General features: G+C 64.0%; 25 protein-coding genes and 1 pseudogene. 13 read left to right on the forward strand and 13 right to left on the reverse strand.

The annotated features are described in order from the left end of the window. Positions 1–80 precede the first annotated feature (80 nt). Positions 81–230, forward strand: a pseudogene (locus AB4Y31_RS01050) (serine protease); the annotation flags it as partial. On the opposite strand, the gene AB4Y31_RS01055 reads toward AB4Y31_RS01050, so the two are convergent. Together AB4Y31_RS01055 and AB4Y31_RS01060 are read right to left on the reverse strand one after the other, a co-directional pair. Next, positions 227–1693 carry a PHB depolymerase family esterase gene (locus AB4Y31_RS01055; RefSeq protein WP_368672326.1) on the reverse strand — a complete coding sequence of 489 codons (1467 nt, stop codon included), beginning with the start codon at positions 1691–1693 and terminating at the stop codon, positions 227–229. The pseudogene AB4Y31_RS01050 and the gene AB4Y31_RS01055 overlap by 4 nt on opposite strands. A 22-nt stretch (positions 1694–1715) precedes the next feature. Then, positions 1716–2156 carry a CopG family transcriptional regulator gene (locus AB4Y31_RS01060; protein ID WP_368672327.1) on the reverse strand — a complete coding sequence of 147 codons (441 nt, stop codon included), beginning with the start codon at positions 2154–2156 and terminating at the stop codon, positions 1716–1718. A gap of 699 nt (positions 2157–2855) precedes the next feature. On the opposite strand from AB4Y31_RS01060, the gene AB4Y31_RS01065 reads away from it, so the two are divergent. Beyond that, positions 2856–3359 carry a hypothetical protein gene (locus AB4Y31_RS01065; RefSeq protein ID WP_368672328.1) on the forward strand — a complete coding sequence of 168 codons (504 nt, stop codon included), beginning with the start codon at positions 2856–2858 and terminating at the stop codon, positions 3357–3359. Between the two features lie 68 nt (positions 3360–3427). Here the strand turns inward: AB4Y31_RS01065 and AB4Y31_RS01070 are convergent, their stop codons facing one another. Continuing rightward, positions 3428–3820, reverse strand: coding sequence for a hypothetical protein (locus AB4Y31_RS01070; protein ID WP_368672329.1), 393 nt, complete (start codon positions 3818–3820; stop codon positions 3428–3430). A gap of 491 nt (positions 3821–4311) precedes the next feature. On the opposite strand from AB4Y31_RS01070, the gene AB4Y31_RS01075 reads away from it, so the two are divergent. From AB4Y31_RS01075 to AB4Y31_RS01085, 3 genes are all read left to right on the forward strand, one after another. Beyond that, positions 4312–4557 (forward strand): hypothetical protein, encoded by a 246-nt coding sequence (locus AB4Y31_RS01075; RefSeq protein ID WP_368672330.1) that lies wholly within the window; start codon positions 4312–4314, stop codon positions 4555–4557. Between the two features lie 124 nt (positions 4558–4681). Beyond that, on the forward strand, positions 4682–5050 hold the full coding sequence (locus AB4Y31_RS01080) for a tlde1 domain-containing protein (RefSeq protein ID WP_368672331.1): 369 nt from the start codon (positions 4682–4684) through the stop codon (positions 5048–5050). Beyond that, positions 5047–5523 (forward strand): hypothetical protein, encoded by a 477-nt coding sequence (locus AB4Y31_RS01085; protein WP_368672332.1) that lies wholly within the window; start codon positions 5047–5049, stop codon positions 5521–5523. The genes AB4Y31_RS01080 and AB4Y31_RS01085 overlap by 4 nt, the downstream gene beginning before the upstream one ends. Positions 5524–5541: 18 nt before the next feature. Here AB4Y31_RS01085 and recN read toward each other — a convergent pair whose 3' ends face one another. Both recN and AB4Y31_RS01095 read right to left on the reverse strand, forming a co-directional pair. Continuing rightward, positions 5542–7212: a DNA repair protein RecN gene (gene recN, locus AB4Y31_RS01090; RefSeq protein WP_368672333.1), complete on the reverse strand. Its 1671-nt coding sequence runs from the start codon at positions 7210–7212 to the stop codon at positions 5542–5544. A 157-nt stretch (positions 7213–7369) separates the two neighbouring features. Further along, positions 7370–8290, reverse strand: a complete 921-nt coding sequence (locus tag AB4Y31_RS01095; RefSeq protein WP_368672334.1) for an NAD kinase — start codon at positions 8288–8290, stop codon at positions 7370–7372. A gap of 351 nt (positions 8291–8641) precedes the next feature. On the opposite strand from AB4Y31_RS01095, the gene hrcA reads away from it, so the two are divergent. From hrcA to AB4Y31_RS01110, 3 genes are all read left to right on the forward strand, one after another. Next, a complete protein-coding gene (hrcA, locus tag AB4Y31_RS01100) occupies positions 8642–9661 on the forward strand; it encodes a heat-inducible transcriptional repressor HrcA (RefSeq protein WP_018439998.1) in 1020 nt (339 codons plus the stop codon). 194 nt (positions 9662–9855) lie between these two features. Continuing rightward, positions 9856–10929 carry a ferrochelatase gene (hemH, locus tag AB4Y31_RS01105; protein ID WP_368672335.1) on the forward strand — a complete coding sequence of 358 codons (1074 nt, stop codon included), beginning with the start codon at positions 9856–9858 and terminating at the stop codon, positions 10927–10929. Between the two features lie 141 nt (positions 10930–11070). After that, on the forward strand, positions 11071–11481 hold the full coding sequence (locus AB4Y31_RS01110; RefSeq protein ID WP_018440000.1) for an RNA-binding S4 domain-containing protein: 411 nt from the start codon (positions 11071–11073) through the stop codon (positions 11479–11481). On the opposite strand, the gene AB4Y31_RS01115 is transcribed toward AB4Y31_RS01110, so the two are convergent. Further along, positions 11450–11614 (reverse strand): hypothetical protein, encoded by a 165-nt coding sequence (locus tag AB4Y31_RS01115; RefSeq protein ID WP_181321782.1) that lies wholly within the window; start codon positions 11612–11614, stop codon positions 11450–11452. The two genes, AB4Y31_RS01110 and AB4Y31_RS01115, sit on opposite strands and share 32 nt — an antisense overlap. 336 nt (positions 11615–11950) lie before the next feature. Here AB4Y31_RS01115 and grpE point away from each other — a divergent pair, with 336 nt between their 5' ends. The 5 genes from grpE (at position 11951) to AB4Y31_RS01140 (ending at position 18501) form a co-directional block, all read left to right on the forward strand. After that, positions 11951–12532: a nucleotide exchange factor GrpE gene (gene grpE, locus AB4Y31_RS01120; RefSeq protein ID WP_368672336.1), complete on the forward strand. Its 582-nt coding sequence runs from the start codon at positions 11951–11953 to the stop codon at positions 12530–12532. 43 nt (positions 12533–12575) lie between these two features. Further along, a complete protein-coding gene (locus AB4Y31_RS01125; RefSeq protein ID WP_368672337.1) occupies positions 12576–12998 on the forward strand; it encodes a thioredoxin family protein in 423 nt (140 codons plus the stop codon). Positions 12999–13150: 152 nt separating this feature from the next. Next, positions 13151–15106, forward strand: coding sequence for a molecular chaperone DnaK (dnaK, locus tag AB4Y31_RS01130; RefSeq protein WP_018440003.1), 1956 nt, complete (start codon positions 13151–13153; stop codon positions 15104–15106). A 227-nt stretch (positions 15107–15333) separates the two neighbouring features. After that, positions 15334–16464 (forward strand): molecular chaperone DnaJ, encoded by a 1131-nt coding sequence (gene dnaJ / locus AB4Y31_RS01135; RefSeq protein WP_018440004.1) that lies wholly within the window; start codon positions 15334–15336, stop codon positions 16462–16464. A gap of 48 nt (positions 16465–16512) precedes the next feature. Next, positions 16513–18501 (forward strand): chorismate-binding protein, encoded by a 1989-nt coding sequence (locus tag AB4Y31_RS01140; protein ID WP_368672338.1) that lies wholly within the window; start codon positions 16513–16515, stop codon positions 18499–18501. Between the two features lie 58 nt (positions 18502–18559). On the opposite strand, the gene panB is transcribed toward AB4Y31_RS01140, so the two are convergent. From panB to AB4Y31_RS01175, 7 genes are all read right to left on the reverse strand, one after another. Continuing rightward, positions 18560–19375: a 3-methyl-2-oxobutanoate hydroxymethyltransferase gene (panB, locus tag AB4Y31_RS01145; RefSeq protein WP_107150354.1), complete on the reverse strand. Its 816-nt coding sequence runs from the start codon at positions 19373–19375 to the stop codon at positions 18560–18562. Positions 19376–19434: 59 nt separating this feature from the next. Beyond that, the gene (locus tag AB4Y31_RS01150; RefSeq protein ID WP_368672339.1) at positions 19435–20109 is read right to left on the reverse strand and encodes a deoxynucleoside kinase; all 675 of its coding nucleotides are present in this window, start codon (positions 20107–20109) and stop codon (positions 19435–19437) included. After that, a complete protein-coding gene (gene folK, locus AB4Y31_RS01155) occupies positions 20106–20627 on the reverse strand; it encodes a 2-amino-4-hydroxy-6-hydroxymethyldihydropteridine diphosphokinase (RefSeq protein WP_368672340.1) in 522 nt (173 codons plus the stop codon). The genes AB4Y31_RS01150 and folK overlap by 4 nt, the downstream gene beginning before the upstream one ends. 67 nt (positions 20628–20694) lie before the next feature. Next, on the reverse strand, positions 20695–22380 hold the full coding sequence (gene pcnB, locus AB4Y31_RS01160; protein WP_368672341.1) for a polynucleotide adenylyltransferase PcnB: 1686 nt from the start codon (positions 22378–22380) through the stop codon (positions 20695–20697). Then, the gene (locus tag AB4Y31_RS01165) at positions 22377–23063 is read right to left on the reverse strand and encodes an HAD family hydrolase (protein ID WP_368672342.1); all 687 of its coding nucleotides are present in this window, start codon (positions 23061–23063) and stop codon (positions 22377–22379) included. Before AB4Y31_RS01165 ends, pcnB begins: the two co-directional genes overlap by 4 nt. Before the next feature lie 11 nt (positions 23064–23074). Continuing rightward, complete coding sequence (gene hda / locus AB4Y31_RS01170) at positions 23075–23863, reverse strand: DnaA regulatory inactivator Hda (protein ID WP_018440011.1); 789 nt, start codon at positions 23861–23863, stop codon at positions 23075–23077. 55 nt (positions 23864–23918) lie between these two features. Next, on the reverse strand, positions 23919–25037 hold the full coding sequence (locus AB4Y31_RS01175) for an AI-2E family transporter (RefSeq protein ID WP_368672343.1): 1119 nt from the start codon (positions 25035–25037) through the stop codon (positions 23919–23921). Positions 25038–25045: the final 8 nt, after the last annotated feature.

The raw sequence follows: 25045 nt of genomic DNA on the forward strand, positions 1-25045 counted from the left end.
CGGTAAGCACTAGAGATCGACTGGCGTCGGCGTCTCCACCAATGTCCCGATGCGGAAGCTTGAATACGCACGATGACGGACTGCACTGGACGTTGCTCGGCGTCCATTCGAAGCGCTTCGAGATCGGTGCGCGCGACACTGAGCATGACGAGGCGCTTGGCCTGAACTGCGCGTGGTACGCAGACGTCCCAGCCAGCTACGCTCCAATGCCTGGCTGTGCATCGCCTTAATCGGTCTTTGCGTGTGCCAGAAAAAAGCGCAGCATCTCCTTGCTCGCATCCGGCCCCTTGACATCCGTGTACGACCCTGCGGAACTGCCGCCGGACCATGCATGGGGCGCACCATGCACGATCCACTGCTCGCAGGTCGCGATACCGTCCCTCTCGTTGAACAACCGTCGGGTGTATGACCGACCGCCGGGAACCTGTCCCTGGTGCATAGTTGAGTTCGGCATCGTATCGCCGCCGCTGAAGGCGGCTATCAGATGATCTCCGTTACACGGGTGTACCTTGGAGTCGGCATCCCCGTGAAACACAATCGTCGGCGTCGGCGCCGCATGCGCCGGTCGGGCGCGTCGCTTGCTTCGCCCAGCGCTGCCACCGTTCATCACGGCGAGTGCCGACGGTAGATTGTGCGCGGCGCCTAGAGCGGGGCCGGAGTGCACGCCTACCGCCGCGTACAGTTCGGGATAGGTGTCTGCCATCACTGCGGCCATCGCGCCACCCGCCGACAGGCCCGCGACATAGACACGCCGCGTGTCCACCTGGTACGTATCGATCACTTCCTGGGTGATGCCTGCGATGATCGACGGCTCTCCTTGTCCGCGTCGTTGGTCGCCCGGCTTGAACCAGTTCCAGCATTTCGAAACGTTCGCGCTTTGGCTTTGCGTCGGGTAGACGACGAAGCACGGCTGAGACTCAGCCAGCGCGTTCATGCGGGTCCCGGCGGCGAAGTCGTCGGCGTTCTGTGTGCAACCATGCAGCATCACTACCAACGGTAGCCGCTGGCCGTCGTAAGCGCTTGGCACATAGAGCTTGTACTCGCGGGCTCCCGCCGGGCAAGAAAACAGACGCGTGAGAAAGTGCCCGCGGTCCTCGACTTCATCCGACGGCGCAGCTGTACCGGGTTCCGGATTTCGCTTCGATTCGAAGATCGGGAAGGCGTCAGGCTGAATCACCGGCGCAACACCGGCCAAGGCATCGATGACACCGGCATAGCCTTCAGACGCTGGCGCCTGCTGCTTCACGATGGGCATCGCGCCACCATGTATTCGCCCCCCTAGCGCCGCCTTGACCGCAGGGCTCGCTTGAAATGCGCCCAGCACGGTGACCGATTCGATCGTCGCGAGCGCGAGCTCGGCGGGTACGTCGATCGCGATGGTGGCAAGTCCCAGCACCTCGATGTGGAGTCTTTCGCCAGTCGCCTGTGCCGCCTCAAGGTCCCGGAGGGAAAAGTGCTGAACGCCTAACACGAGGGCGTGGCGCGATACGGTAGCGTCCGGCTGGCTCAGCGGCGCGCTGGCTAAGACGTCAATGACAGCGTCACGGTCTCCACGGGCTTGCGCCTGCTTTACGATCTGCATCGTTCCGCCCAAGGCACGCTGGATCGCGGCGGTGGCTGCCATAGGGCCCGCGGTGTGTAACAGGCGAGTCGCTTCTTGCAGCGAGGCAAGAAAATCTTCGTTCATCTTCATCTCGGATTCCGGTTGGGGCGATCTAATGGATTCGCCCGGCTAACGCAGCCTTGACTGCGGGGCTTGCTTGAAATGCGCCCAGCACGGTGACCGATTCGATCGTCGCGAGCGCGAGCTCGGGCGGTACGTCGTCGGCGATGCTGGCAAGTCCCAGCACCTGAATGTTGAGTCTTTCGCCACTCGCCTGTGCCGCCTCGAGGTCCTGGCGCGAAAAGTGTTGAAGGCCTAACACGAGGGCGCGGCGCGATACGGATTCGTGAAGGACCTGCGTGTGCCGCGAAAGCTGGTTACGAATCGCCGTACGGATCAGATCGGTCCGATTCGAGTAAAACCCTTCCTCGACCAGCAGGTCGATCTGGCCGAGGTCCACCGGGCCAAGATTGATCGTGATTTTCTCGGTTTCGCCGCCCTTGGGGCGAGGGTCACCGGTTCGACCAGCGCGTATGTCAGTCACCTTTGCCATCTGAGCACCATCCTATCGACATCCTGATGGATGTTTTATAGGCCTGTTTGCGCGGCCGGTCAACGTCTTTTTGATGCTCGCGGCATACGCGATCTTCGGTCCGCCCTTCGGTCAACCGACTGGAACTCGGCCTAATGAAAAACTTTGCATAAGGCCACGACTTACCGTCGGACGCTGTGGCGTGAGTGGCCGTTGCATTCTGAAAGCTGCCGCACGGGCTGAACCGGGATCAAGGTCCGCTCAGGGTCGGCTGCTGCCCGACGTGGGAACATCAACGAGTGAGCGCTCCGTCGGCTCATCATCTGACCGGGTTCGGCCAGAAGCGGTCAGTCACCGATAGCTGCCCAAAGCGGTCGGCCGGTTGGCTCCGCTAGCGCACGACCGATTTCGACGTTCGGTCTCCCCCGGCGTCAGAATAGTTAGAGATTTCGTCGCATTAATAAACGCGCCAACGGAATTCTCGCTGGCGGGATAAGAAATGGACACGGCTAGCGGCGACGGATTCGAGTCACTTGGGCATGCACGCGCTAAGAGAGACGATTCGCACTTGAGCCGACAAGAGCCGATCGATGACTGTCGTCTCTCCCCCGGCATGTGCCGCCGAAAGCAGCAGTGATTTCCAATCGCGCTCAAGTTTTTTCGCGGCCGGTCGACATTGCATTGGGCTACATATCACATGGACAACTACGCGGAAAATTGATGAACGAGAATTTACTGGTCAAGCTGCTCCAAGCCTTCACGACTGGATGCGCTTGCACACTTCTGTTGGGCGGATGCAGTACTGCTCAGATCGTGTCCGACGACTATTCTGCAGAGTTCCAGGGCCGATATGTCGTGTCCGACGCTACTGGCGACGACGCAATGAAGAACAAGACCATCGAGGTCACCTTTGGCAAAGGTCGCACCGCAACGGTCGTTGTTGAAGAGAGCCATCGGGTATTTCGTTTGGACATGTGCCGCTCGCTCGCCGGCTCGTTCGCGAACTCACTGGCGAACGCGACCTCCGATTCAATCATTCATGCGGTTGCCTGCCTGGACGAAGACGATCGGTATTGGAGCTTTATGCACGGCCGCCCTGGCGCAAAGACAAGTGCAGGTTACACCCTATTCAGATGCGTCACTTCGCAATCAGGATATCTTGTCCGTAGGAGCATGAGAGACCGCTACCCCAGCGATCTCGCCTTGGAGCCCCTTCCAAAATAGAGCGCACGCTGCTGATCAAGAAAGGAATAACGTTGGTGCAACACAAGTACTCGCTTTTCGCCGAAGGGCTAGTCTGTGCAGAACGGCCCGCGCTCGCTCAAGGGACGGCTCCATGTGCGGTCGGATTTGGGCACGGCCTTGGGCGGGATATATTCGTCGCCAGGCTTTCCAGCATCGACCAGGTCTATACGGCACGCAGGCCCGTGGCCCTTCACCTCAGCGATGTAGCGGTGATTCGGCTCGGGCGAAAACGTGGCCATAGCTATACAGCCTGCTGACAGATAGTTCTCTGTACGTACGAGGGAAAACGAGAGCGGACGCCCCGCCACAATTCGACGCGAAATTTCCCCATCGTCGGCAATGGGCGGCAGCTTAGTTCTATCGGTGCATTCGGCCGCTCCAGCATAAATATCAGGTATCACCAACATATGGCCGCCCTTCTTGAATACAAGGGTAGACATGTCCCCTTCCATTGGTTCTTTGTACGGCGCAGGGCCTAAGGCGCCGCATCCCGACAAGACCGACATCATCGTCGCAGCCCAAAAAAAGTTGAGTTTTCGCATGTCTCGCAGTTTTGCAGATTTACGTTAAGTCTTGCTCGTTTGCAAGAAGCGTATACGGCACGCGGTGGCGGAAACTTGAGGGTCATTCTGCAGGCGCGTTTAGAGCCGACCTTGGGCTGGAAGATTGACATCATTGCGCCGTACAAGCTTGACGATGTGCTCGCTGCGGTAGTTCGGCGAAATTCGGCACGTATGAGCTCATACGCAGCGCAAATTTTGAACAAGCGCAAAATAGGAAGCGCCGGGCACCCAGGTGCATGCATGCTCCATGCAAATCTGCGCGACAACTGACCGGCCGTTTCGCGGCGACATGACGGTCTCTTTCGGGTCGACTACGCCAGCCCATCAAGGTTGCTAGGCCATTCCAGCGTTCGGGTGATGCAGACACCGTGAACATCTTCGCATCGATCGAATCACTGAGCTATCCCGAATGCATATTGCCGTCGGCGTCGCGCGACTTCGACCGAGACGCACAGACCAGAGCGAAGTCAGAAAGCATTATTGCCGAGCAACAGGCTGAGGTTGAGCTTCCGCAGCGATGCGTGTCTGATTGGCGCGGGATTGATGCCTCGCGTCGCGTTCAGCCAGAAATCGCTTATACGGTTATGTCTTCAAGCTTTGGTTATTTTGAATAGTGCCATCTCAAAATAGAGCCTTGAAGTGGGACTGGTCTCTAGCATCACTGGGTGCGTCGTTGTTCCTCAGCACTTGGAAATGATGTAGCATCGACGTCGGGCCGTCTTTGATTCAAACAAGCTTATGCCATGGATCTACAAACAGAGTACCGGAGAGCTTTCTCGCAATGGGGTAATTATTACCAGGAATGGCTATTCGGGTAAAGGTGAAGGTAAAAATAATCCTTCTTTGCAAGCTTGGCGAAGCGTCGGTCCAATACCGCGCGGAACCTATACCATAGGCTCGCCTCGCAATTCGAGTCACCTCGGCAATTACGCGATGCCGCTAACACCAAACACTGGTACCAACACGTTTGGACGCGATGCATTCTATATACACGGAGATTCGATTCGGCGGCCTGGAACTGCTTCGGAAGGCTGCATCATCCTTGGGCCGGACATTCGCGCTCGCATATGGGCTAGCGGCGACCGCGCCTTGCAGGTGGTCGAATGAGAAACTGTGTGCTCGCTCTCGCCATCATCGCGACCTCAGCATGGGCCGGCTCCGCCATTACGTCGCCTGCGCAAGTATCCGCCGCGATAGACCAACAAGGCGCCGCCACATTCCTGGCGTCTCTCAGCCCCGACGATATCGATAAGTTGATGGACGAAATCGGCTCGGGCCGATCCGAGTGGGTTGCGCTCGCCCCCAAGCTTGCTGAGGGCGCCGACGCAGGCAATGCCGAAGGACTAGGCATCGAACTCGCATATGCGCTGCCGAAGAATCCGCGGGCTGTCCTGGATGTTGTGGACCCACTCGAAGGTGATGGTCACATCCTCGAAGTTTCGCGCGTATGCGGCATCCCTTTTATCGAGACGATTCCCGCCGGCTACAAGGTCAAAGCGCTCCGTGCCGTACGCAGCGTAACGGAGCTGCGGTTGCGAGAAGTCAAAGCACGTTGCATTGAGGCACTCGAGAAATCGTGACGCGCGGCGGCCAGCTGCTCAAGCCGCTAGCATTTCCTTCGCGTGACGGCGCGTAGTAGCCGTAATCTCCAGGCCCCCCAGCATGCGCGCGACTTCCTCGACGCGGCTCGCATGATCCAGGACCGTGACGGTCGAGAGCGTGCCGCCGTCGCCAGTACTTGCCTTCGCCACCTGGAAGTGATGATCGCCGCGCGCGGCGACCTGCGGCAAGTGCGTGACGCAGAGCACCTGACGGTCGTGGCCGAGCTGATGCAAAAGGCGGCCGACAACTTCCGCGACGCCACCGCCGATACCGGTATCGACTTCGTCGAAGATCAGCGTCGGCGTCGGGCTTGCCGCACTTGCGATCACCGATAGCGCCAGGCTGATCCGCGCAAGCTCGCCGCCGGACGCAACCTTGGCGAGCGGCTTAGTCGGTACGCCGGCGTGGCCGGCGACCCGGAACTCGATCTGCTCGAGCCCATGCGCGCCACCCTCCGCAAGCGGCACGAGCGCGACTTCGAAGCTACCGCCCGCCATCGCGAGCTCCTGCATACCGGTGGTCACCGCGGCGCCCAGCGCTTTCGCCGCCTTCGCACGCGCCTTCGTCAGTTGCTTCGCCTCGCGCAGGTAGGCCTCGTGTGCGGCTTCGACCGCGGCCGAGAGCTTGTCGAGATCGGCCGCGGCGTCGAGCGCGGCGAGCTGTGCGCGGCGCGCCTCGTGTTCATCCGGCAGCGTTTCAGGCTGTAGACGGAATTTGCGGGCCACCGAATGCAGCGCGTCGAGTCGCGCTTCGACCTGGGCAAGGCGGTCGGGATCGAGATCCAGCTTTTGCGCGTAGTGCGTGAGCGAATAAGCAGCCTCACGCAACTGGATTTCAGCCGGCTCGAGCGCCGCGAGCGCGTCGTTGAGCGCCGGGTCGATCTCGGCCAGATCGCGCAGCTTCGAGACGATCGATCCGAGCTGACCGAGCATCGCATCATCCGCTTCGGAAAGCGCATCGAGGGCGCCGCGCACACCCTCGATCAAGTTCGCTGAATGCGCGAGCCGGCGATGCTCCGCGCCGATTTCCTCCCATTCGCCGCGCTGCGGTGCGAGCTTGTCCAGTTCGGCGAGCTGCCAGACGAGCCGTTCGCGCTCGAGCTGGATTTCACGATCGCGCGTCTTCGCGAGTTCGAGCGCATGCGCGGCGTCGCGCCAGGCCCGGTGGGCTCGTGCAACGCTCGAGGCGGCCGCGGTGAGACCGGCGTGGGTATCGAAGAGCGTGCGCTGCGCTTCCGGGCGCATCAGCAACTGATGCGCGTGCTGGCCGTGGATATCGACGAGCATCTCGCCGACCTCGCGCAGTTGCGCGAGCGTGGCTGCCGTGCCGTTAATGAACGCGCGCGAGCGGCCGTTGGCGTCCACGACGCGGCGCAAGAGGACCGTCGTCGCCTCCGCGCCGTCGGGCTCGCCGCCCGCCAAGGCCTGCTCGTCGAGCCAGCGCGACACCTCGGCGCTCGCCGAGAATTCAGCCGTGATGTCGGCTCGGGTCGCGCCCGTGCGGACGACGTCGACATCGGCGCGCGCACCGAGTGCGAGCGCAAGCGCGTCGATCAGGATCGACTTGCCGGCGCCGGTTTCGCCCGAAAAAACCGTGAAGCCGCGGTCGAATTCGAGATCGAGCGCGGCGACGATGACGAAGTCGCGTATCGAAAGGTGGCGGAGCATGGGAGCGTTTTGACTTCGAGTTCGTGGGGCGGCCATGCGCGGCCGGCTAGGGTTGGATCAAAACTTACCTCGGACCGGCATCGCATATTTGCAAGTGGGTGCCATAGGGGCGCCGGACGCCAAGGACGGAGCAGGGCAGATCGATCTGGCGATGCGGTCAGAGCGAGGCATCGTCGTCTTCATCTTCTTCGGCGGCGCTCGACGGATGCTCGTTCCAGTGGAGCTTCTTGCGCAGCGTCGCGAAGTAGCTGTAGCCGACCGGATGCAGGAACGGCACGGTATGACGCGAGCGGCGCACTTCGATTGTGTCGTTGAGTTCGAGCGCCGTGAACGATTGCATGTCGAAGTTCGCGTTGACGTCGCGCCCGCCGATGATCTGGATGCGCAGCTTGCAGTCGTCCGGCAGCACGATCGGGCGGTTCGAGAGCGCATGCGGCGCGATGGGCACGAGCACCAGGCCCTGCAGCTGCGGGTGCAGGATCGGACCCTGGGAGGACAGCGCATAGGCCGTCGAGCCCGTCGGCGTGGCGACGATCAGGCCGTCCGAGCGTTGGTCGTACATGAACCGGCCGTCGACGAACACACGCAGCTCGGCCATTCCCGAAAAGCCGCTGCGGTTGACGACGACGTCGTTGAACGCCAGCGCGTGATAGATCGGCTCGTCGGCGCGTACGATGCGCGCCTCGAGCAGCGTGCGCTCCTCGCGCTCGTAACTGCCCGCGAGCATCTGCGGCACGCGTTGCTGCATCTCCGCGACCGGTATGTCCGTGATGAAGCCGAGCCGCCCCTGGTTGATGCCGATGAGCGGCGTCCGGTAGGGCGCGAGCTGACGCCCGATGCCGAGCATGGTGCCGTCGCCGCCGAGAACGACCGCAACATCGGCACGCGCCCCGATTTCGGCGGGCGTGAGCGCGGGATAGCCGGTCGCGCCGACCTCGCGTGCGGTATCGCCTTCGAAGACGACCTCGAAGCCGCGTTTCGCGATGCAGCCGGCGAGCGCCATCAGCGGCTCGCCGATGCCGGGCGTATTGCTGCGCCCGACGAGCGCAACCGTCTTGAATTGGTGACCCATTTCCATGCCGGCATTACACCATAGCTACGGTCTGTTTACATACGGAGGCTGGCCATGTTGCCCGGAGCGGCTGCTCGGGACGCGTTTCGTATGTAAGCGGACCCTGGGTTGAAAAAGCACCGCCTCGCGAGCTCGGACGGGCCCCGATCACCCTCGCCTCGACGCGCGCGGGTTCCGAGAAGATTCCTCCGCATTGATTTGTCGCTAGAATGATGTCGTGCCGATGACAGGCTGCCTCTCCGGCGCGAATCTTGCGGGCGCTGCGCCGCTCGCGGCGGCACGCCGGGCGGGAGGCGGCCAGCATGTCCGCGGGGGCGCGGACATGGGGCCATCGGCGTTCGTCTAAAATCTTGCGTCATGCTAGAACCACGCGCTCAGACTCTGCTGAAAACCCTGATCGAGCGATATATCGCGGAAGGTCAGCCGGTCGGCTCGCGCACGCTGTCGCGCTATTCGGGGCTCGAACTGAGCCCGGCGACGATACGCAACGTGATGTCGGACCTCGAGGAGCTCGGGCTCGTAGCGAGCCCTCATACTTCCGCTGGCAGGGTGCCGACGCCGCGCGGCTATCGTCTGTTCGTCGATACGATGCTGACCGTCGAGCCGGTTGCGGACGAGGAGGCGGTCACACGCGTGGTTGAAAGGACGCTGACGCCCGGGGAGCCGCAGAAAGTCATCGCGGCCGCGGCGAGCGTGCTTTCGAACCTTTCGCAGTTCGCGGGCGTCATCCTGACGCCGCGCCGCAGCCATATCTTCAAGCAGATCGAGTTCATGCGCCTGTCGGACAAGCGCATCCTGCTCATCATCGTCACCCCCGAAGGGGACGTGCAGAACCGCATCATGGCCACGCAGCGCGACTACACGCCGTCGCAGCTCATCGAGGCATCGAACTACATCAATGCGCACTTCGCCGGGCTTTCGTTCGATGAAGTTCGCCGGCGCCTGCGAGAGGAAATCGACCAGTTGCGCGGAGACATGACCGCGCTCATGCAGGCAGCGGTGACCGCCAGCACCGACGAAAGCGAGATGGGCGAGACGGTGTTGATTTCCGGCGAGCGCAACCTGCTCGAGGTGGCGGACCTGTCGTCCGACATGGCGCGGCTGCGCAAGCTTTTCGATGTATTCGACCAAAAGACGAGCCTCCTGCAATTGCTGGATGTATCGAGCCACGCCCAAGGCGTACAAATATTCATCGGCGGTGAATCGAATCTGGTGCCGATCGAACAGATGAGCGTGGTGACGGCGCCTTATGAAGTCAACGGCAAGATCGTCGGCACGCTAGGTGTGATTGGACCGACGCGCATGGCGTACAGCCGCGTGATTCCAATCGTCGACATCACCGCGCGGCTGCTTTCGACGGCCTTGAGCCAACAGTAAGCGCGCCCGCGGACGCTCGCCGCACGCTCCGTTCGCGAACGCCGACGCCCCTTGCATGATCCTTCGCACACGGCCTTCGCGCCATTGGCCAAATGGCCGAGTCGCCATGGCCGCAGCCCTCGCTATAATCGGTGGACCTGAACCGAGGCCGGCTCATACGGATACGGTCTCTCACCCGGCCCTGTCGATTGCCCATGCGTTTCGATCTCGAGCTGCCGTCGCAGCCTGCCGCGTCACACCGAGTCGCCGTCTTGCTGATGAACCTCGGCACGCCGGATGCGCCGACGGCGCGCGCGGTGCGTCGCTATCTCGTCGAATTTCTGACCGATCCGCGCGTCGTCGAAATTCCGGCGCTCGTCTGGCAGCCGCTGCTGCGCGGGCTGATCGCGCCGTTGCGCGCGGCGAAGGTTGCCAAGAAATATGCGTCGATCTGGATGCCGGAGGGCTCGCCGCTGCGCGTCTATACCGAAAGGCAGACGGAGGCGCTGCGGGCTCTGCTTCATTCGAACGGGTATCCGGTCATCGTCGACTATGCGATGCGCTATGGAACGCCAGGCATCGGCGCGATGTTGAATCAGCTCAAGCTCGCCGGTGCCGAGCGGGTGCTGCTGATGCCGATGTATCCGCAATACTCGGCATCGACGACGGCGACGGCGTTCGACGCCGCGTTCGCGGCCCTCAAGCGGATGCGCAACCAGCTCGAAGTCCGGACGGTCCGGCATTTTGCCGATCATCCGTCGTATATTCGGGCGCTCGCCGAGGAGGTGCGGCGGCACTGGGCCGCGCGCGGCCGCCCCGACTTTGCCACGGGGGACAAGCTCGTGTTGAGCTTTCACGGCGTCCCGAAACGCACGCTCGACCTCGGCGACCCTTATCACGAGCAATGCCGGCTGACGGCGGCGCTGCTCGCGAGCCAGCTTGCGCTGAGTTCGACCGAGTGCCTCGTCACTTTTCAGTCGCGCTTCGGCAAGGCGGAGTGGCTGCAGCCCTACACCGCGCCAACGTTGCGAGAGCTCGGCGCGGCCGGCGTGCGGCGGGCCGACGTCTTTTGTCCCGGGTTTACGTCGGATTGTCTCGAGACGATCGAAGAGATCGGCCTCGAAGTTCGCGACGAATTCCTGCGCGCGGGCGGCAAGCAATTCGAGCGCATCCCGTGCCTCAACGCATCGTCCTCATGGATCGCCGCGCTCGCCGAAATCGTCGCGCAACAGTTGCAGGGATGGCCCGCGCGGTCACCTCTGCCGGCATCGCCGAGCGTGCCGGCGTGAGTCCGCCGCTCGCGAACCGGGCCGGTCTCAGGCCGCGCTTGATCGCTCGCGCCGGGCGATCGGGCAAGATCGTTGCTTTTATGCATACTTGATCGCGCGTCGGCAGGTAATTGCCGGCCGATCCGAATTTTTGGCATTCCGATGAACTACAAGATCTCGACTGAACCTGGCGCACGCCTGCGCATCGACAAGTGGCTCTGGGCGGCACGCTTCTTCAAGACGCGCTCGCTCGCCGCGGACGCCGTGGACAAGGGCCGCGTGCGCATCGGCGGGATGGCCGTGAAACCGGCGAAGGATGTGCGCGTCGGCGATCTTGTCGAAATCGAGATCGACCGCATGGTATGGGAGGTGCGTGTGATGGGCGTGTGCGAAGTGCGCGGCCCGGCCGCCGTTGCGCAGACGCTCTACGAGGAGACTTCCGCGAGCCGCGCGAAGCGGGAGGCGGAAGCCGAGCGGCGCAGAACCTACCGCGAGCCGTCGGCCGCGTTGCAGGGCAGGCCGACCAAGCGCGACAGGCGCATCATCGACAAACTTTCAGGTGGTGGGGGTTGAACAACTGCTCGAACGTCGCGTGAACGACGCCGTATTCGGTGGTTGTATCCGTCACCGCACCGGACATGCAGATCGTCGTGGTCCCCGCAACGAGTATCAGCGCGACCACCGCAATGGCAAAGGTCAGTTTCACTGTACTTCCCCGCGGGGGGCTCCCTGTTGAAAGGCGACGGACCTGGCGCCGCGACCGGCTCTCGATGCGCATCGGCGACTGGAGCGATCGATGCGTCGTAGTCATATGTCAGTCTAGGGCAAACCATAATGGTGCTCAATGCAATTTCGGTTTTGACACGGTAATCCCTGTTACGGCTCGTTTCGATGCACTTATTTTGTGCAAAAAATACGAAAGAGAGCCCTTGAATTCCTCGCGGCAAGCCCCATTTGCCGCCGATATGTGGCGGCAGGCGCAACGGACGCAAGAGGACGCGCCTGCCGCGCTTTGATTTCACTTATTGGACGATTCAGCGACATGGAAAATACGCAAGACAACCCGGCCAGCCAGAACTCGAAGCCTGCCGGCGACGACACCGCGCAACCCATTGCCGAGAACGTCGCGGAGCAAGTGGCGGCGGCCGCCGCCGAGCCTGCCCCCGAGCCGACGCCCGAAGCGGCGTTGGCCGAGGCTCAGGCGAAGATCGCCGAGCTCAACGAGAGCTTCCTTCGCGCCAAGGCCGAGACGGAGAATGTGCGCCGGCGTGCGCACGAAGACGTCGTGAAGGCGCGCAAGTTCGCGATCGAAGCTTTCGCAGAGCATTTGTTGCCCGTGATCGACAGCCTGGAAGCGGCGCTCGCCGATTCGTCGGGCGACGTCGCGAAGTTTCGCGAGGGCGTCGAGCTGACGCTGCGCCAGCTCTCGAGCGCGTTCGAGAAGGGCCACGTCGTGTCCGTCAATCCCGTGGGCCAGAAGTTCGATCCGCATCGCCATCAGGCTATTTCAATGGTGCCGGCCGATCAGGAACCCAATACCGTCGTGTCCGTGTTGCAGAAGGGCTACGTGATCGCCGATCGCGTGTTGCGGCCCGCGCTCGTCACGGTCGCGCAACCGAAGTGACGTCGGTCGCACCCAGGGCCCCACACCGCACCAGCGAGCGCGCATGAGTGACCATCCGGTCGACGCTACGGCGTTTTCTGTATTCGAGATGGAGGAGGTGAATGCCGCGAATTTCGACGCGGCGCTCGCTTCGGCCGGGGATGCGCTCGCCGTCGTGTTCTTTTGGGGTGTCGATTGCTTTAACTGCGAAATCGCGAAGAAGGCGATGCTGGCACAGCCCGAAGCGATCCGCGCGCTCGGGCTGAAGTGGTTTCATGCCAACGTCTACGAGCATCGCGAGCTCGGGCAGCGGTTTTCGTTGCACGGCGTGCCGACGTGGTTCTTCTTTCACCGCGGCAAGCGGCTCGGTCGGGCGACGGGCTGGCACGGCCTCGCGCAGTTCGAGGCCGCCGTCGAGGCGGCCCGTGCCAAGGCGCGGGCGGCCGGCGGCCAGGCGATTCAGAGCGGGGGACGCTGCGGCGATTGAAAAAATTGAAAGACTGCATCGTCTTCAGGGGCTTCGGGGCTTGAAAACGATGCAGCCGCACTTATGTTGTGTGCAGGTATGAATTGAGCGGATGGTCGAGCCAGTGAGGCTGCGGCGTCCGAAAGCGATCAAAAGTCAGGAGATTTAACAAAATGGGCAAAATCATCGGCATCGACCTCGGCACCACGAACTCGTGCGTGGCGCTGATGGAAGGCAACTCGATCAAAGTGATCGAGAACTCGGAGGGCGCCCGCACGACGCCCTCGATCATCGCCTATATGGACGACAACGAGATTCTCGTCGGCGCGCCGGCCAAGCGTCAGTCGGTGACGAACCCGAAGAACACGCTGTTCGCGGTGAAGCGCCTGATCGGTCGCCGGTTCGAAGAAAAGGAAGTCCAGAAGGACATCGGCCTGATGCCGTACAAGATCATCAAGGCCGATAACGGAGACGCCTGGGTCGAAGCGCACGGCCAGAAGCTCGCGCCGCCGCAGATTTCGGCTGAAGTGCTGCGCAAGATGAAGAAGACGGCCGAAGACTACCTAGGCGAGCCGGTCACGGAAGCCGTCATCACGGTGCCCGCCTACTTCAATGACAGCCAGCGTCAGGCGACGAAAGACGCGGGCCGCATCGCCGGCCTCGAAGTCAAGCGGATCATCAACGAGCCGACGGCGGCCGCGCTCGCGTTCGGTCTCGACAAGGCCGAAAAGGGCGATCGCAAGATCGCCGTCTATGACCTCGGCGGCGGTACGTTCGACATCTCGATCATCGAAATCGCGGACGTCGACGGCGAAAAGCAGTTCGAAGTGCTCTCGACGAACGGCGATACGTTCCTCGGCGGGGAAGACTTCGACCAGCGCATCATCGACTACATCATCGGCGAGTTCAAGAAGGAGCAGGGCGTCGATCTGTCGAAGGACGTGCTCGCGCTGCAGCGCTTGAAGGAAGCGGCCGAGAAGGCAAAGATCGAGCTCTCGTCGAGCCAGCAGACGGAGATCAACCTGCCGTACATCACGGCGGATGCATCGGGTCCGAAGCACCTGAACTTGAAGCTCACACGCGCCAAGCTCGAAGCGCTCGTCGAGGAGTTGATCCAGCGCACGGTCGAGCCGTGCCGGATCGCGATCAAGGACGCCGGCGTGAAGGTGAGCGACATCGACGACGTGATCCTCGTCGGCGGCATGACGCGTATGCCGAAGGTCCAGGAAACGGTGAAGGAGTTCTTCGGCAAAGAGCCGCGCCGCGACGTGAACCCGGACGAGGCCGTGGCCGTTGGCGCCGCGATCCAGGGGCAGGTCCTCTCGGGCGACCGCAAGGACGTGCTGCTGCTCGACGTGACGCCGTTGTCGCTCGGCATCGAGACGCTCGGCGGCGTGATGACGAAGATGATCAACAAGAACACCACGATCCCGACGAAGCACCAGCAGGTGTACTCGACGGCGGACGACAATCAGTCGGCCGTGACGATCAAGGTGTATCAGGGCGAGCGCGAGATGGCGGCCGGCAACAAGCTGCTCGGCGAGTTCAATCTCGAGGGCATCCCGCCCGCGCCGCGCGGCGTGCCGCAGATCGAAGTGACCTTCGATATCGACGCCAACGGTATTCTGCACGTGGGCGCGAAGGACAAGGGCACCGGCAAGGAGAACAAGATCGTCATCAAGGCGAATTCGGGTCTCTCGGAAGCCGAGATCGAAAAGATGGTCAAGGACGCCGAGCTGAACGCGGCCGAGGATCATCGCCTGCGTGAGCTGGCCGACGCCCGCAACCAGGGTGACGCGCTGGTGCACAGCACGAAGAAGGCGCTCGCCGAGTACGGCGACAAAGTAGACTCGAGCGAGAAGGAGAAGATCGAGTCGGCGCTGAAGGAGCTCGAGGACGCGCTGAAGAGCAACGCGAGCGAAAAGGCCGACATCGAGGCGAAGATCGAAGCAGTCGCGACGGCCTCGCAAAAGCTCGGCGAGAAGATGTACGCCGACATGCAGGCGCAAAGCGCGGCGGCCGGTGCCGCGAGCGGCGCTTCGTCCGGCGGCGCGAGCTCGGGCGCAAGCGCGAGCAAGCCCGAAGACGACGTGGTCGATGCGGACTTCAAGGAAGTGAAGAAGGACTGAGCTTAACGCTCTATCGCAATGGCGGCTGGCACCCTCGCGGCTAGCGGGGGCGGCCGGCCGGCACGACGCCTGGCGGACTTTCGGGTTCTCCGGGCACATTTGCTTTATGGGCGGGATGCTTGCTTCGGCCGTCGAGCGCGGCCGGGGCGAGCATGCCGGACGGGTCGGAAGACTCCACAGCATGCGAAAGGAGCGGCCGCGCACGTTGCGCGGCCGGCGGTGAACCGATGGCGAAAAGGGATTACTACGAGGTTCTGGGCGTTGCGAAAAACGCGAGCGACGAAGAGATCAAGAAGGCTTATCGCAAGCTCGCGATGAAGTACCACCCCGACCGCAATCCGGACAACAAAAAGGCCGAGGAAAGCTTCAAGGAGGCCAAGGAGGCCTACGAGATGCTCTCGGACTCGCAAAAACGCGCGGCGTACGACCAGTACGGCCATGCCGGCGTCGACCCGAACATGGCGGGCGCGGCGGCACAGGGCTTCGGCGGGTTCGCGGACGCGTTCGGCGACATTTTTGGCGACATCTTCGGCCAGTCAGCGGGCGGCGGCGGCCGTCGCGCCGGCCCGCAGGTCTATCGCGGCGCCGACCTGCGCTACAGCATGGAAGTCACGCTCGAGCAGGCGGCGCACGGCTGCGAGACGCAGATCCGCGTGCCGAGCTGGGTCTCCTGCGAGGTCTGTCACGGCTCGGGGGCGAAGCCCGGCACGAAGCCCGAGACCTGCCCCACCTGTCATGGGTCCGGGGCCGTGCGCATGTCGCAGGGATTCTTCAGCATTCAGCAGACTTGCCCGAAGTGTCACGGCAGCGGCACGTACATCCCCGATCCGTGCCTGCATTGCCACGGCGCCGGCAAGGTGAAGGAAACGAAGACGCTCGAGGTCAAGATTCCGGCCGGCATCGACGACGGCATGCGGATTCGCTCGTCCGGCAACGGCGAGCCGGGCGTCAACGGCGGGCCGCCGGGCGATCTCTACGTCGAAATTCACATCAAGCCGCATTCCGTCTTCGAGCGCGACGGCGACGATCTGCATTGTCAGATGCCGATTCCGTTTACGACGGCGGCGTTGGGCGGTGAAATCGAGGTGCCGACGCTCGCGGGACGCGCGACGTTCACGGTGCCGGAGGGCACGCAATCGGGCCGGACGTTCCGGCTGCGCGGCAAGGGCATCAAGGGACTGCGCTCGAGCGTGCCCGGCGATCTCTACGTGCATGTGCAAGTCGAGACACCGGTGAAACTGACGGAACCGCAGCGCGAGTTGCTCAAGCAATTCGAGAAATCGCTCGTGGAGGGGGGGCCGCGTCACAGCCCCCAGAGCAAAAGCTGGTTCGACCGGGTGAAGAGCTTTTTTGACTGAGACCCATTCAGCTCGAGCTCAAACAAGCGGCGAGCGCGAGTGAAGCCGATGAAGACTGACGAGCGCAGCGACGTCTTCGCGCTGCTCGACGATTGCGATGCAAGCGCCGCGCGCCGCTCGAGCCGCTTGTACACGGGGTTCGTGCGCGAGCACGTCGCAACCGATGCAGCCGGGCTCGATGCGGTTTGCGCGGCGGCCGCGGCGGATGTCGCCTTGGGTCTGCATGCGGTCGTGCTCGGCGATTACGAGTTCGGCCGCGATCTCCATCTCAGCGATCCAGCGAAAGTCGGCGATTCGACGCAGCGCGGCACCGCCGCGCTGCGTTTTTTGTTGTTCGAACGCTGCGCGAGTCTTTCGCGTGACGACACCGACGCATGGCTCATTTCGATGGACGGTAACGCGAGCGAGCCGTCGGTGGCCGGCGCTGCCAACGTTGTCGAGAGCGTGACGCGCGAAGAATACGACGCCGCGATCGCGGCCGTGCATGCGGCGCTCGTCGCCGGCGACTCGTACGAGATCAACTACACGTACCGGCTGGCGTTCGACGTATTCGGCTCTCCGATAGCGTTCTATCGACGGCTGCGCGCCCGCCAGCCCGTGCACTACGGCGCGCTGATCGCGCTGCCGGCGGGCGAGTGGGTTCTTTCTTGCTCGCCGGAGCTTTTTGTCGAAAAGAAGGGAGCGCGCCTGCGCACGCGCCCGATGAAGGGTACGACGGCACGCGGCCGCACGCCCGAGGACGATGCCCGAGCGCGAGCGTTCCTGCACAACGACGTCAAGAATCGCGCAGAGAACCTGATGATCGTCGATCTACTGCGCAACGACCTGTCGCGTGTGGCGCGGACGGGGTCCGTTCGTGTGCCGGCATTGTTTTCGGTGGAGCCTTACCCGTCGATCTGGGCGATGACCTCGACCATCGAGGCGGAGCTTGCCGCCGGCGTTTCGTTCGCTGACGTGCTGCGTGCGCTGTTTCCCTGCGGTTCGATCACGGGGGCACCGAAGCATCGGACGATGCAGCTCATCGACGAGATCGAGACGACGCCGCGCGGCCTCTACACCGGCACGATCGGCTGGTACGACGCGCCGGGCCCCGGGAGCGGCGCGATAACAAGCGAGGGCGTGCGCACGTCCGAGCCGTGCGGGGAGTTTTGTCTCTCGGTCGCGATTCGGACGCTGACGCTCGCGGCGCCGGACGCCGCACCTGATCGGGACGATGGCGACTCGCGCCGCGGCCACCACCCAGGTCTGCTGCGCGGCTCGATGGGGATTGGCGGTGGAATCGTGCTCGATAGCGTGGCCGCCGACGAATACGCCGAATGCCGCCTGAAGGCAAGGTTTCTGACGGGGGCCGACCCGGGCTTTCAGCTCTTCGAGACGATGAGGGCCACGCGGACAGCGGGCGTTGCCCATCTGGACCGGCACTTGGCGCGCCTTGCGGGCAGCGCCGCTCAGCTCGACTTCGCGTTCGACGAAGGCTTGGTGCGTCGGCAGATTGCGGAGCGGTGCGAGCAATTGGCCGAACCGGGGGAGCATCGCTTCAGGCTTGCGATCGGCAAGGACGGAACGGTAGCGATCGCGACGGCGCCGCTCGGACCCGTGAAAACGGATGAAGCTTCATTCGTCGGTGTGCTGCTCGCCCCCGAGCATGGTTTCACGCCCAGGCGTTCGGACGATTTTCTGCTGCGCCACAAGACCACCCACCGCGCCGAATTCGACCGCGGCTGGCGCGAGGCCGAAGCGCGAGGCGGCTTCGACACGTTGTTCTTCAACGAACGCGGAGAGCTGACGGAGGGCGGCCGCTCGAACGTGTTCGTCAAGCTCGAGGGCCGGTGGTGGACGCCGCCTCTGGAGGGCGGGCTGCTGCCCGGCATCATGCGCCAATTGTTGCTCGAAGACCCGCAGCTTGGCGCTCATGAACGCGTGCTGACGCTGGGGGACGTGCGCAACGCCGAGGCGCTGCTTGTCTGCAATGCGTTGCGCGGCGCGCTCGCGGCGCGGATTCTTCCGGCCGGGGCAGCGGTCAGCGGCACCGCATAGGCGGAAGATCCAATATCAGCGTAAGCCAGCCCTGGACGGCTGCCCGTTTCGGCTTCCTTCAGAACTCGTGCTCGGGGCCCGGAAACGAGCCTTCCCTGACGGCTTTGACATAGGCTTCCACGGCCGCCTGAATATTCGGCGCGCCTTCCATGAAGTTCTTCACGAAGCGCGGCGGCTTGCCCGGGAAGATACCTAACATGTCGTGAAGGACGAGCACCTGGCCCGAGCAGCCGATCCCCGCTCCGATGCCGATCGTCGGAATCCTCAGCTCGTTGGTGACGCCGGCCGCGACGGCCGACGGAATCGCCTCGAGGACGATGAGCTGTGCGCCCGCGTCCTGAACGGCGCGCGAATCGCGCACGAGCTGTGCCGCGCCGGCTTCGCTTCTACCCTGCACTTTGAAGCCGCCGAACGCGTGAACCGATTGCGGCGTGAGGCCGATATGCGCGCACACCGGCACTGAACGTTCGACAAGAAAGCGGACGGTTTCGGCGAGCCACTCGCCCCCCTCGATCTTGACCATCTGCGCGCCCGCGCGCATGACCTTGACGGCGCTCTCGAAGGCTTGCGTCGCCGTGCCGTAGGTGCCAAACGGCAGGTCGGCGACGACGAGTGCGCGCGGTTGTGCCCGCGCGACACAGGCCGTGTGGTAGGCGATGTCGTCGAGCGTGACGGGCAGCGTCGTCGAGTGACCTTGCAAGACATTGCCGAGCGAGTCGCCGATCAGCAGAACATCGACGCCTGCGCGGTCGGAAAGCGATGCGAAGCTCGCGTCGTAGGCGGTCAGCATCACGATTTTTTCGCCGGCCTCGCGCATCGCCTGGAGCTTCGGCACCGTCACCTTCGGCCGGCTCGTTTCCTGCAGGTAGGTCATCGCGTGTCTCGTCTCTAAGAATGATCGGCGCGCATCAGGCGTTGCCGGCCGCGCGAATCTTACTGCGCTTTTACGAAGCTCGCCTTGCGGCCGCGCATCGTTTCGATCTGTTCGACGACGAGCGCGAAGTCCGCTTGCGATTCGAGCGGATTCAGATGCTCGGTGTTGATCGTCAGCACGGGGCTCGCGTCGTAGTGGTAGAAGAACTGATCGTACGCTTCGCAGAGCTTGCGCAGATAGGTCTCGGTAATGAGACCCTCGGCGGCTCGCGCGCGTTTCTGGATGCGTGAGAGCAGCGTATGCGGGCTCGCCTGCAGATGGACGACGAAATCGGGCGCGGGGGCGCCCGCCGGCAAATGCGCGGCGAGCGATCGATAGAGCCGCCATTCGTCGTCGGGCAGTGTGAGCCGCGCAAAGACGTCGTTCTTTTGCGCGATGAAGTCCGCCACGAGCGGCGCGCCGCTCGCGAGCGCCTCGCCCGCCTCACGGGCCTGCTCCACCCGCTGCAACGCGAAGTGCAGCTGTGTCGGCAACGCGTAACGCGCCATGTCGGCGTAAAAACGATCGAGAAACGGATTGTCGGCCGCGCGCTCGAGCAACGTCCGCATCGACCACCGCTCGGCCAGTCGTTGCGCAAGCGACGTCTTGCCCACGCCGATCGGCCCTTCGATCGCGAGGTAGCGATACGGCGCGTGCCGTACGGGAGGGGTGACGGTGAGTGCGGGGGAGGTCATCGCGATTTGCCGCGCAACGCGGCGAGCATGGCGCAGCCGCAGGTTTGCACTTTTTCGATGCGTTGATGCGCGACGCCTCCGATCAGCGCATCGGCGCGGCCGATGCCGGGGATCGTGACGTCGCCATCGATCTCGACGAGCGGCACGAGAACGAATGCCCGCTCGACGGCGCGCGGGTGTGGGACGATCAGATCGGGCTCGTCGATGCGTTCGTCGCCGAATAGCACGATATCGATGTCGAGCGTGCGCGGCGCGTTGCGGTACGGCCGCTCGCGCCCGAAGTGATGCTCGATGCGCTGGCACAGCGCGAGCAGCGTGCGCGCGGTGAGCGCGGTTTCGATCTTGACGACAAGGTTGTAGTAGTCGTCGCCTTCGGCGTCGATCGGCTCGGTCCGGTAGAGGCTCGACTTGGCGAGCACGGTGACGCAGTGCTGCTGCGCAAGGCAAACGACCGCGTCCTTGAGGGACTGACGAGCATCCCCGAGGTTCGCGCCAAGACCGAGATAAGCAACCGTCATGACATGGCTTCCTACGACTTCACGACTTCACGACTTCACCACTTCTTCGGCGGCGGGCGCCGCCGCATCAATCCTCGTGCGCATCATGCGTGGCGGCGGCGTTCGTCGAGCCGCCATCGCGCGCGTCATCGGCCTGATCGGCCGACTCGCCGGGCGTGGCGCCTTCGGCCGGCTTGCGGCCGCGGCCGCCGCGCCGCCGGCGCTTGCGCGGCGTCCGTTCCTTGCCACCTTCCGCGAGAAGCGCTTCGCGCGCGGCGGCATCGCCTTCGATGAAGGCCGTCCACCAATGGCCGATCGCGGGGTCCAGCTCGCCCGACTCGCAGCGCAACAGGAGGAAATCATAACCCGCTCTAAATCTTTGGTGTTCGATCAGCTTCAACGCGCTGCGGCCGGAACGCTTTTCGAGGCGCGACTGCAGCCCCCAGATCTCGCGCATGTCGGCCGCAAAGCGCTTGTGGATCGCGAGCTTGCCCGTCTGCGTCTCGATGACGTCGTCCATCGCGCGGTGCAAGGCGGGAACCGGGTACTCGCCGTTGCTCTCGAACGCTTGCGCGCGTTGCTGCACGTCATGCCAGAGGAGGGTCGCGAAGAGGAAGCCGGGCGAGACGGGCTTGCCGGCACGCACGCGCGCATCGGTGTTGTTGAGCGAGAGCGTGATGAACGATTCGCCGTGCGGCTGTTCGAGCACCACGTCGAGCAACGGCAGAAGGCCATGGTGAAGGCCTTCCTTGCGCAGCTGCTTCAGGCACGCAAGGGCATGGCCCGAGAGCAGCAGCTTCAGCATCTCGTCGAAGAGTCGCGCGGCCGGCACGTTGTGGATCAGATCGGCGAGCGGCTTGATCGGCGCACGCGTCGCGTCGTCGATCTCGAAACCGAGCTTCGCGGCAAAGCGTACAACGCGCAGCATCCGCACGGGGTCTTCCCGGTAGCGCGTGGTGGGGTCGCCGATCATGCGCAGCATGCGTGCACGGATGTCGGCGATGCCGTCGTGATAGTCGAGCACCGTCTCCGTCGCCGGATCGTAGTACATCGCGTTGATCGTGAAGTCCCGCCGCGTTGCATCTTCGTGCTGCTCGCCCCAGACGTTGTCGCGCAGCACGCGGCCGCTCGCGTCGACAGCGTGGGTACGGCGGTCCAGCTCGTCGCGGCGCAGGCGCCGCGCGGGCGCGGCTTCGGCCGCAGGCGGATCGACGAGCGCCCGGAACGTCGAGACTTCGATGATTTCCTGGCCGAACTGCACATGGACGATCTGAAAGCGCCGGCCGATCAGCCGGGCTCGGCGAAAGAGCCGCTGGACTTCCTCGGGCGTTGCGTCCGTCGCGACGTCGAAATCTTTCGGCGCGATGCCGAGCAGCAGGTCGCGCACGGCGCCGCCGACGATGAACGCCCTGAAGCCCGCCTGCTGCAGCGTTTCGGTCACTCGCACGGCATTGCGCGAGATCAGGGCGGGATTGATCCCATGCATCTCCGACGACAGAATGACGGGCGCATCGGGCTCGCGCGCCCCCGATGAAGTGCCTCCGGGGGATGCCGCGGCAGCCCCCTTCGCCGTCTGCGGGCTCTTGCGGCGCGGCTTCGCGGGTTTCCCGGTCGCGGCGCCCGCATGGGCATCGGCTGCCGCGTTTCGCTCACTGCCGGGGGCGGGCGACTCGTCGCGACTCCCAGGAGGGACGACTTGCGGGGCGCTCTCGAAGGAGGCGTCCGGGGTGGCCGTGCTCTGGCCGAACAGCTTGCGGATGAGTTTCTTGATCACGACGGTTGGAACAGATCGAGGATGCGCCAGCCCTTCGCCTCGGCATGGGCACGCAGCGTGGCGTCGGGGTTGGTCGCGATCGGATCGGTGACTTTCTCGAGCAGCGGAATGTCGTTGTGCGAGTCGCTATAGAACCAACTCTTCGGGAAGTCGCCGATGGACTTGCCGAGCGAGGCGAGCCAGCTCTCCACGCGCACGATCTTGCCCTCGCGGTAGCTCGGCGTGCCCGTGCCGCGGCCGGTGAACGGCGAGTGCGGCTCGCCGTCGATCGTCTCGACTTCGCAGGCGATCAGCATCTCGACGCCGAACGCGTCGGCGATCGGGCGCGTGATGAACTCGTTCGTCGCGGTGACGATACAGCAGAGATCGCCCTTGTCCTGGTGGCCGCGCACGAGCTCGAGCGCCGCCGGCACCAGCGCCGGCCGGATCACCTCGTGCATGAACTGCTCATGCCAGGCCGCGAGCTGCGCGCGCGAGTATTGGGCGAGCGGCGTCAGCATCGCTTCCAGATAAGCGTGGATGTCGAGCTGGCCCGCCTTGTAGTCGGCGTAGAAACGGTCGACATCGCGCATGAAGGTCGGCCCGTCGACGATGCCGAGCTTCACCATGAAGCGGCCCCATTCGTGGTCGCTGTCGGTGGGAATGAGCGTGTGATCGAGGTCGAAGAGAGCGAGATTCGTCATGAGGCCGCATTTTACTTCAAGCGGCCGCAGGCGGCCGGCGGGGCGTCTCCCGGTGGGTTTTCCGGCGTGGCATCCGGCTCGCTCGCGCTTTCCGGGGGCGCATCGCCTGCCGGCCGCGCAAGCATCGTGCGCAGAAGCGGCAGCGTGATCGCGCGCTTTTGCTCGAGCGAGAAACGGTCCAGCGCGTCGAGCAACGCCATCAGGCTCGGCATGTCGCGCCTGAAGTGGGTGAGCAGATAGGCGGGGACGTCATCGGCGAGCGCAATGCCGCGCTCCTTCGCCGCGTGCTTGAGAACGGCGATCTTGCGGTCGTCGGGCAGCGGCGCGAGATGATAGACGAGTCCCCAGCCAAGACGCGTACGCAGGTCCTCGCGCACGGCGAGCGCGATTGGGGCGGCGTTGCCCGTGGCGACGAGCGCGGCCGACGGATGCGCGCGCACCTCGTTGAAGAGGTTGAAGAGCGCGATCTGTTGCGCGCTGGCGAGCTTGTCGCAATCGTCGACGACATAGATCGGCACGTGCGGATCGAACGCGAATGCGGCGAGCGCGCTTTGGGGACCTAGAAAGCGCGAGCGCGCCGGCCCCGCGCTGTGCACGAGCGCGGCGAGCAGGTGGCTGCGCCCGCTGCCTGGCTCGCCCCAGACGTAGAACGTGCGATCGGCGAGCGGGCCCGCGGCGAGCGCATTGTCGAGCCCGGCCAGGCGGGCGACGAGCTCGGCATTGGCGCCGGCGAAGAAATTGTCGAACGTCGACGGCGGCGGGGTGCCGAGGTCGAGCGTCAGTTGGCGTTGCACGGACACGGTGGGGGCGGCATGAAGCAGACGGATGTTGTCAGTGACGCGGCGGCGCCCGTGATCATCGTTCTTCCCCCTCGACGACGGGAGGAGACGATTTGCGCGCGTCGAGGTAAAACCGGCTCTCGAGATAGCTGCGGCGCAGCTCGCGCACGGCCGTCGAGAGAATCGCGCTGACGGGCAATGCGAGCAGCACGCCGAAGAACCCGAACAATTGCCCGAACGCCAGCAACGCGAAGATGACGGTGAGCGGGTGAAGGCCGATGCGCTCGCCGACGAGCCGCGGCGTCAGAATGAAACTTTCGAGGATCTGACCGACGCCGTAGACGACCGCGACGGCGACGAAGCCGTAGAAGTTTCCGAACTGGAGCAGCGCGGCGATCAGGGCGAGCGCGAGACCCGTGGCGTAGCCGACGTATGGGATGAAGACCGCCAGGCCGGTGAACACGCCGATGGGCAGCGCGATCTCGAATCCGGCGATCGTGAGCGCGAGGCCGTAGAACACCGCGAGCACGCCCATGACGAGCACTTGGCCGCGCAGATATTGTGAGAGCGAGAGGTCCATTTCCCGCACGAGGGCGACCGTTTTCGCGAGCCAGCGGCGCGGCACGAACAATGCGAGCCGGGCGAGCATCGAGTTCCAGTCGTACAGTAGATAAAACAGCACGAGCGGGACCATGACGAGATCGCCGATCAGCGTGAACATGACATTGCCGCCTGTGCGCAGGGACTTCCACGCCGCGACGGCGACGGCTTGTCCGCTGCTTTCGATCTTGCTCGTGAGCATGTCGCGCAGGCTCGCGAAGTCGAAGAGGTCGCCATAGCCGAGGTAGGTGAGCTTCGGCTGTGCCCAGTCGTGCAGGCGCGCGATAAAAATGGGCACCTGCAGCTTCAGCTGCGGCAGTTCGCGCTGCACGACGGCGAACACGAGCAGCGCGAGCAGCGACACGATGATCGCGAAAAAGAGCATCATGACCAGCGCGGCGAGGCCGCGCGGCACGCGCCTGCGCACGAGCCAGGCGACGCCGGGCTGCAGGATGTAGGCGATGATCGCGCCGAGCAGGAACGGGGTGAGCACGGGCCTCAGCAGCCAGAGCAGCATGCCGAGGCCGAGCGCGACGGCGCTCCAGAAAAGGGCCTGGCGTTGGTACGGCGTGAGAAACGGGGCGTTGTGCGACAAGAGTTTTC

Source organism: Trinickia sp. EG282A (assembly GCF_040965455.1).
GTDB lineage: Bacteria > Pseudomonadota > Gammaproteobacteria > Burkholderiales > Burkholderiaceae > Trinickia > Trinickia symbiotica.

What these genes read in the sequence shown, in the direction of transcription:
- AB4Y31_RS01055 (WP_368672326.1), bottom strand. Translation starts at nt 1,693, where the DNA reads ATGAAGATGAACGAAGATTTTCTTGCCTCGCTGCAAGAAGCGACTCGC.
- AB4Y31_RS01060 (WP_368672327.1), bottom strand. Translation starts at nt 2,156, where the DNA reads ATGGCAAAGGTGACTGACATACGCGCTGGTCGAACCGGTGACCCTCGC.
- AB4Y31_RS01065 (WP_368672328.1), top strand. Translation starts at nt 2,856, where the DNA reads ATGAACGAGAATTTACTGGTCAAGCTGCTCCAAGCCTTCACGACTGGA.
- AB4Y31_RS01070 (WP_368672329.1), bottom strand. Translation starts at nt 3,820, where the DNA reads ATGTCTACCCTTGTATTCAAGAAGGGCGGCCATATGTTGGTGATACCT.
- AB4Y31_RS01080 (WP_368672331.1), top strand. Translation starts at nt 4,682, where the DNA reads ATGCCATGGATCTACAAACAGAGTACCGGAGAGCTTTCTCGCAATGGG.
- AB4Y31_RS01085 (WP_368672332.1), top strand. Translation starts at nt 5,047, where the DNA reads ATGAGAAACTGTGTGCTCGCTCTCGCCATCATCGCGACCTCAGCATGG.
- recN (WP_368672333.1), bottom strand. Translation starts at nt 7,212, where the DNA reads ATGCTCCGCCACCTTTCGATACGCGACTTCGTCATCGTCGCCGCGCTC.
- AB4Y31_RS01095 (WP_368672334.1), bottom strand. Translation starts at nt 8,290, where the DNA reads ATGGAAATGGGTCACCAATTCAAGACGGTTGCGCTCGTCGGGCGCAGC.
- hrcA (WP_018439998.1), top strand. Translation starts at nt 8,642, where the DNA reads ATGCTAGAACCACGCGCTCAGACTCTGCTGAAAACCCTGATCGAGCGA.
- hemH (WP_368672335.1), top strand. Translation starts at nt 9,856, where the DNA reads ATGCGTTTCGATCTCGAGCTGCCGTCGCAGCCTGCCGCGTCACACCGA.
- AB4Y31_RS01110 (WP_018440000.1), top strand. Translation starts at nt 11,071, where the DNA reads ATGAACTACAAGATCTCGACTGAACCTGGCGCACGCCTGCGCATCGAC.
- grpE (WP_368672336.1), top strand. Translation starts at nt 11,951, where the DNA reads ATGGAAAATACGCAAGACAACCCGGCCAGCCAGAACTCGAAGCCTGCC.
- AB4Y31_RS01125 (WP_368672337.1), top strand. Translation starts at nt 12,576, where the DNA reads ATGAGTGACCATCCGGTCGACGCTACGGCGTTTTCTGTATTCGAGATG.
- dnaK (WP_018440003.1), top strand. Translation starts at nt 13,151, where the DNA reads ATGGGCAAAATCATCGGCATCGACCTCGGCACCACGAACTCGTGCGTG.
- dnaJ (WP_018440004.1), top strand. Translation starts at nt 15,334, where the DNA reads ATGGCGAAAAGGGATTACTACGAGGTTCTGGGCGTTGCGAAAAACGCG.
- AB4Y31_RS01140 (WP_368672338.1), top strand. Translation starts at nt 16,513, where the DNA reads ATGAAGACTGACGAGCGCAGCGACGTCTTCGCGCTGCTCGACGATTGC.
- panB (WP_107150354.1), bottom strand. Translation starts at nt 19,375, where the DNA reads ATGACCTACCTGCAGGAAACGAGCCGGCCGAAGGTGACGGTGCCGAAG.
- AB4Y31_RS01150 (WP_368672339.1), bottom strand. Translation starts at nt 20,109, where the DNA reads ATGACCTCCCCCGCACTCACCGTCACCCCTCCCGTACGGCACGCGCCG.
- folK (WP_368672340.1), bottom strand. Translation starts at nt 20,627, where the DNA reads ATGACGGTTGCTTATCTCGGTCTTGGCGCGAACCTCGGGGATGCTCGT.
- AB4Y31_RS01165 (WP_368672342.1), bottom strand. Translation starts at nt 23,063, where the DNA reads ATGACGAATCTCGCTCTCTTCGACCTCGATCACACGCTCATTCCCACC.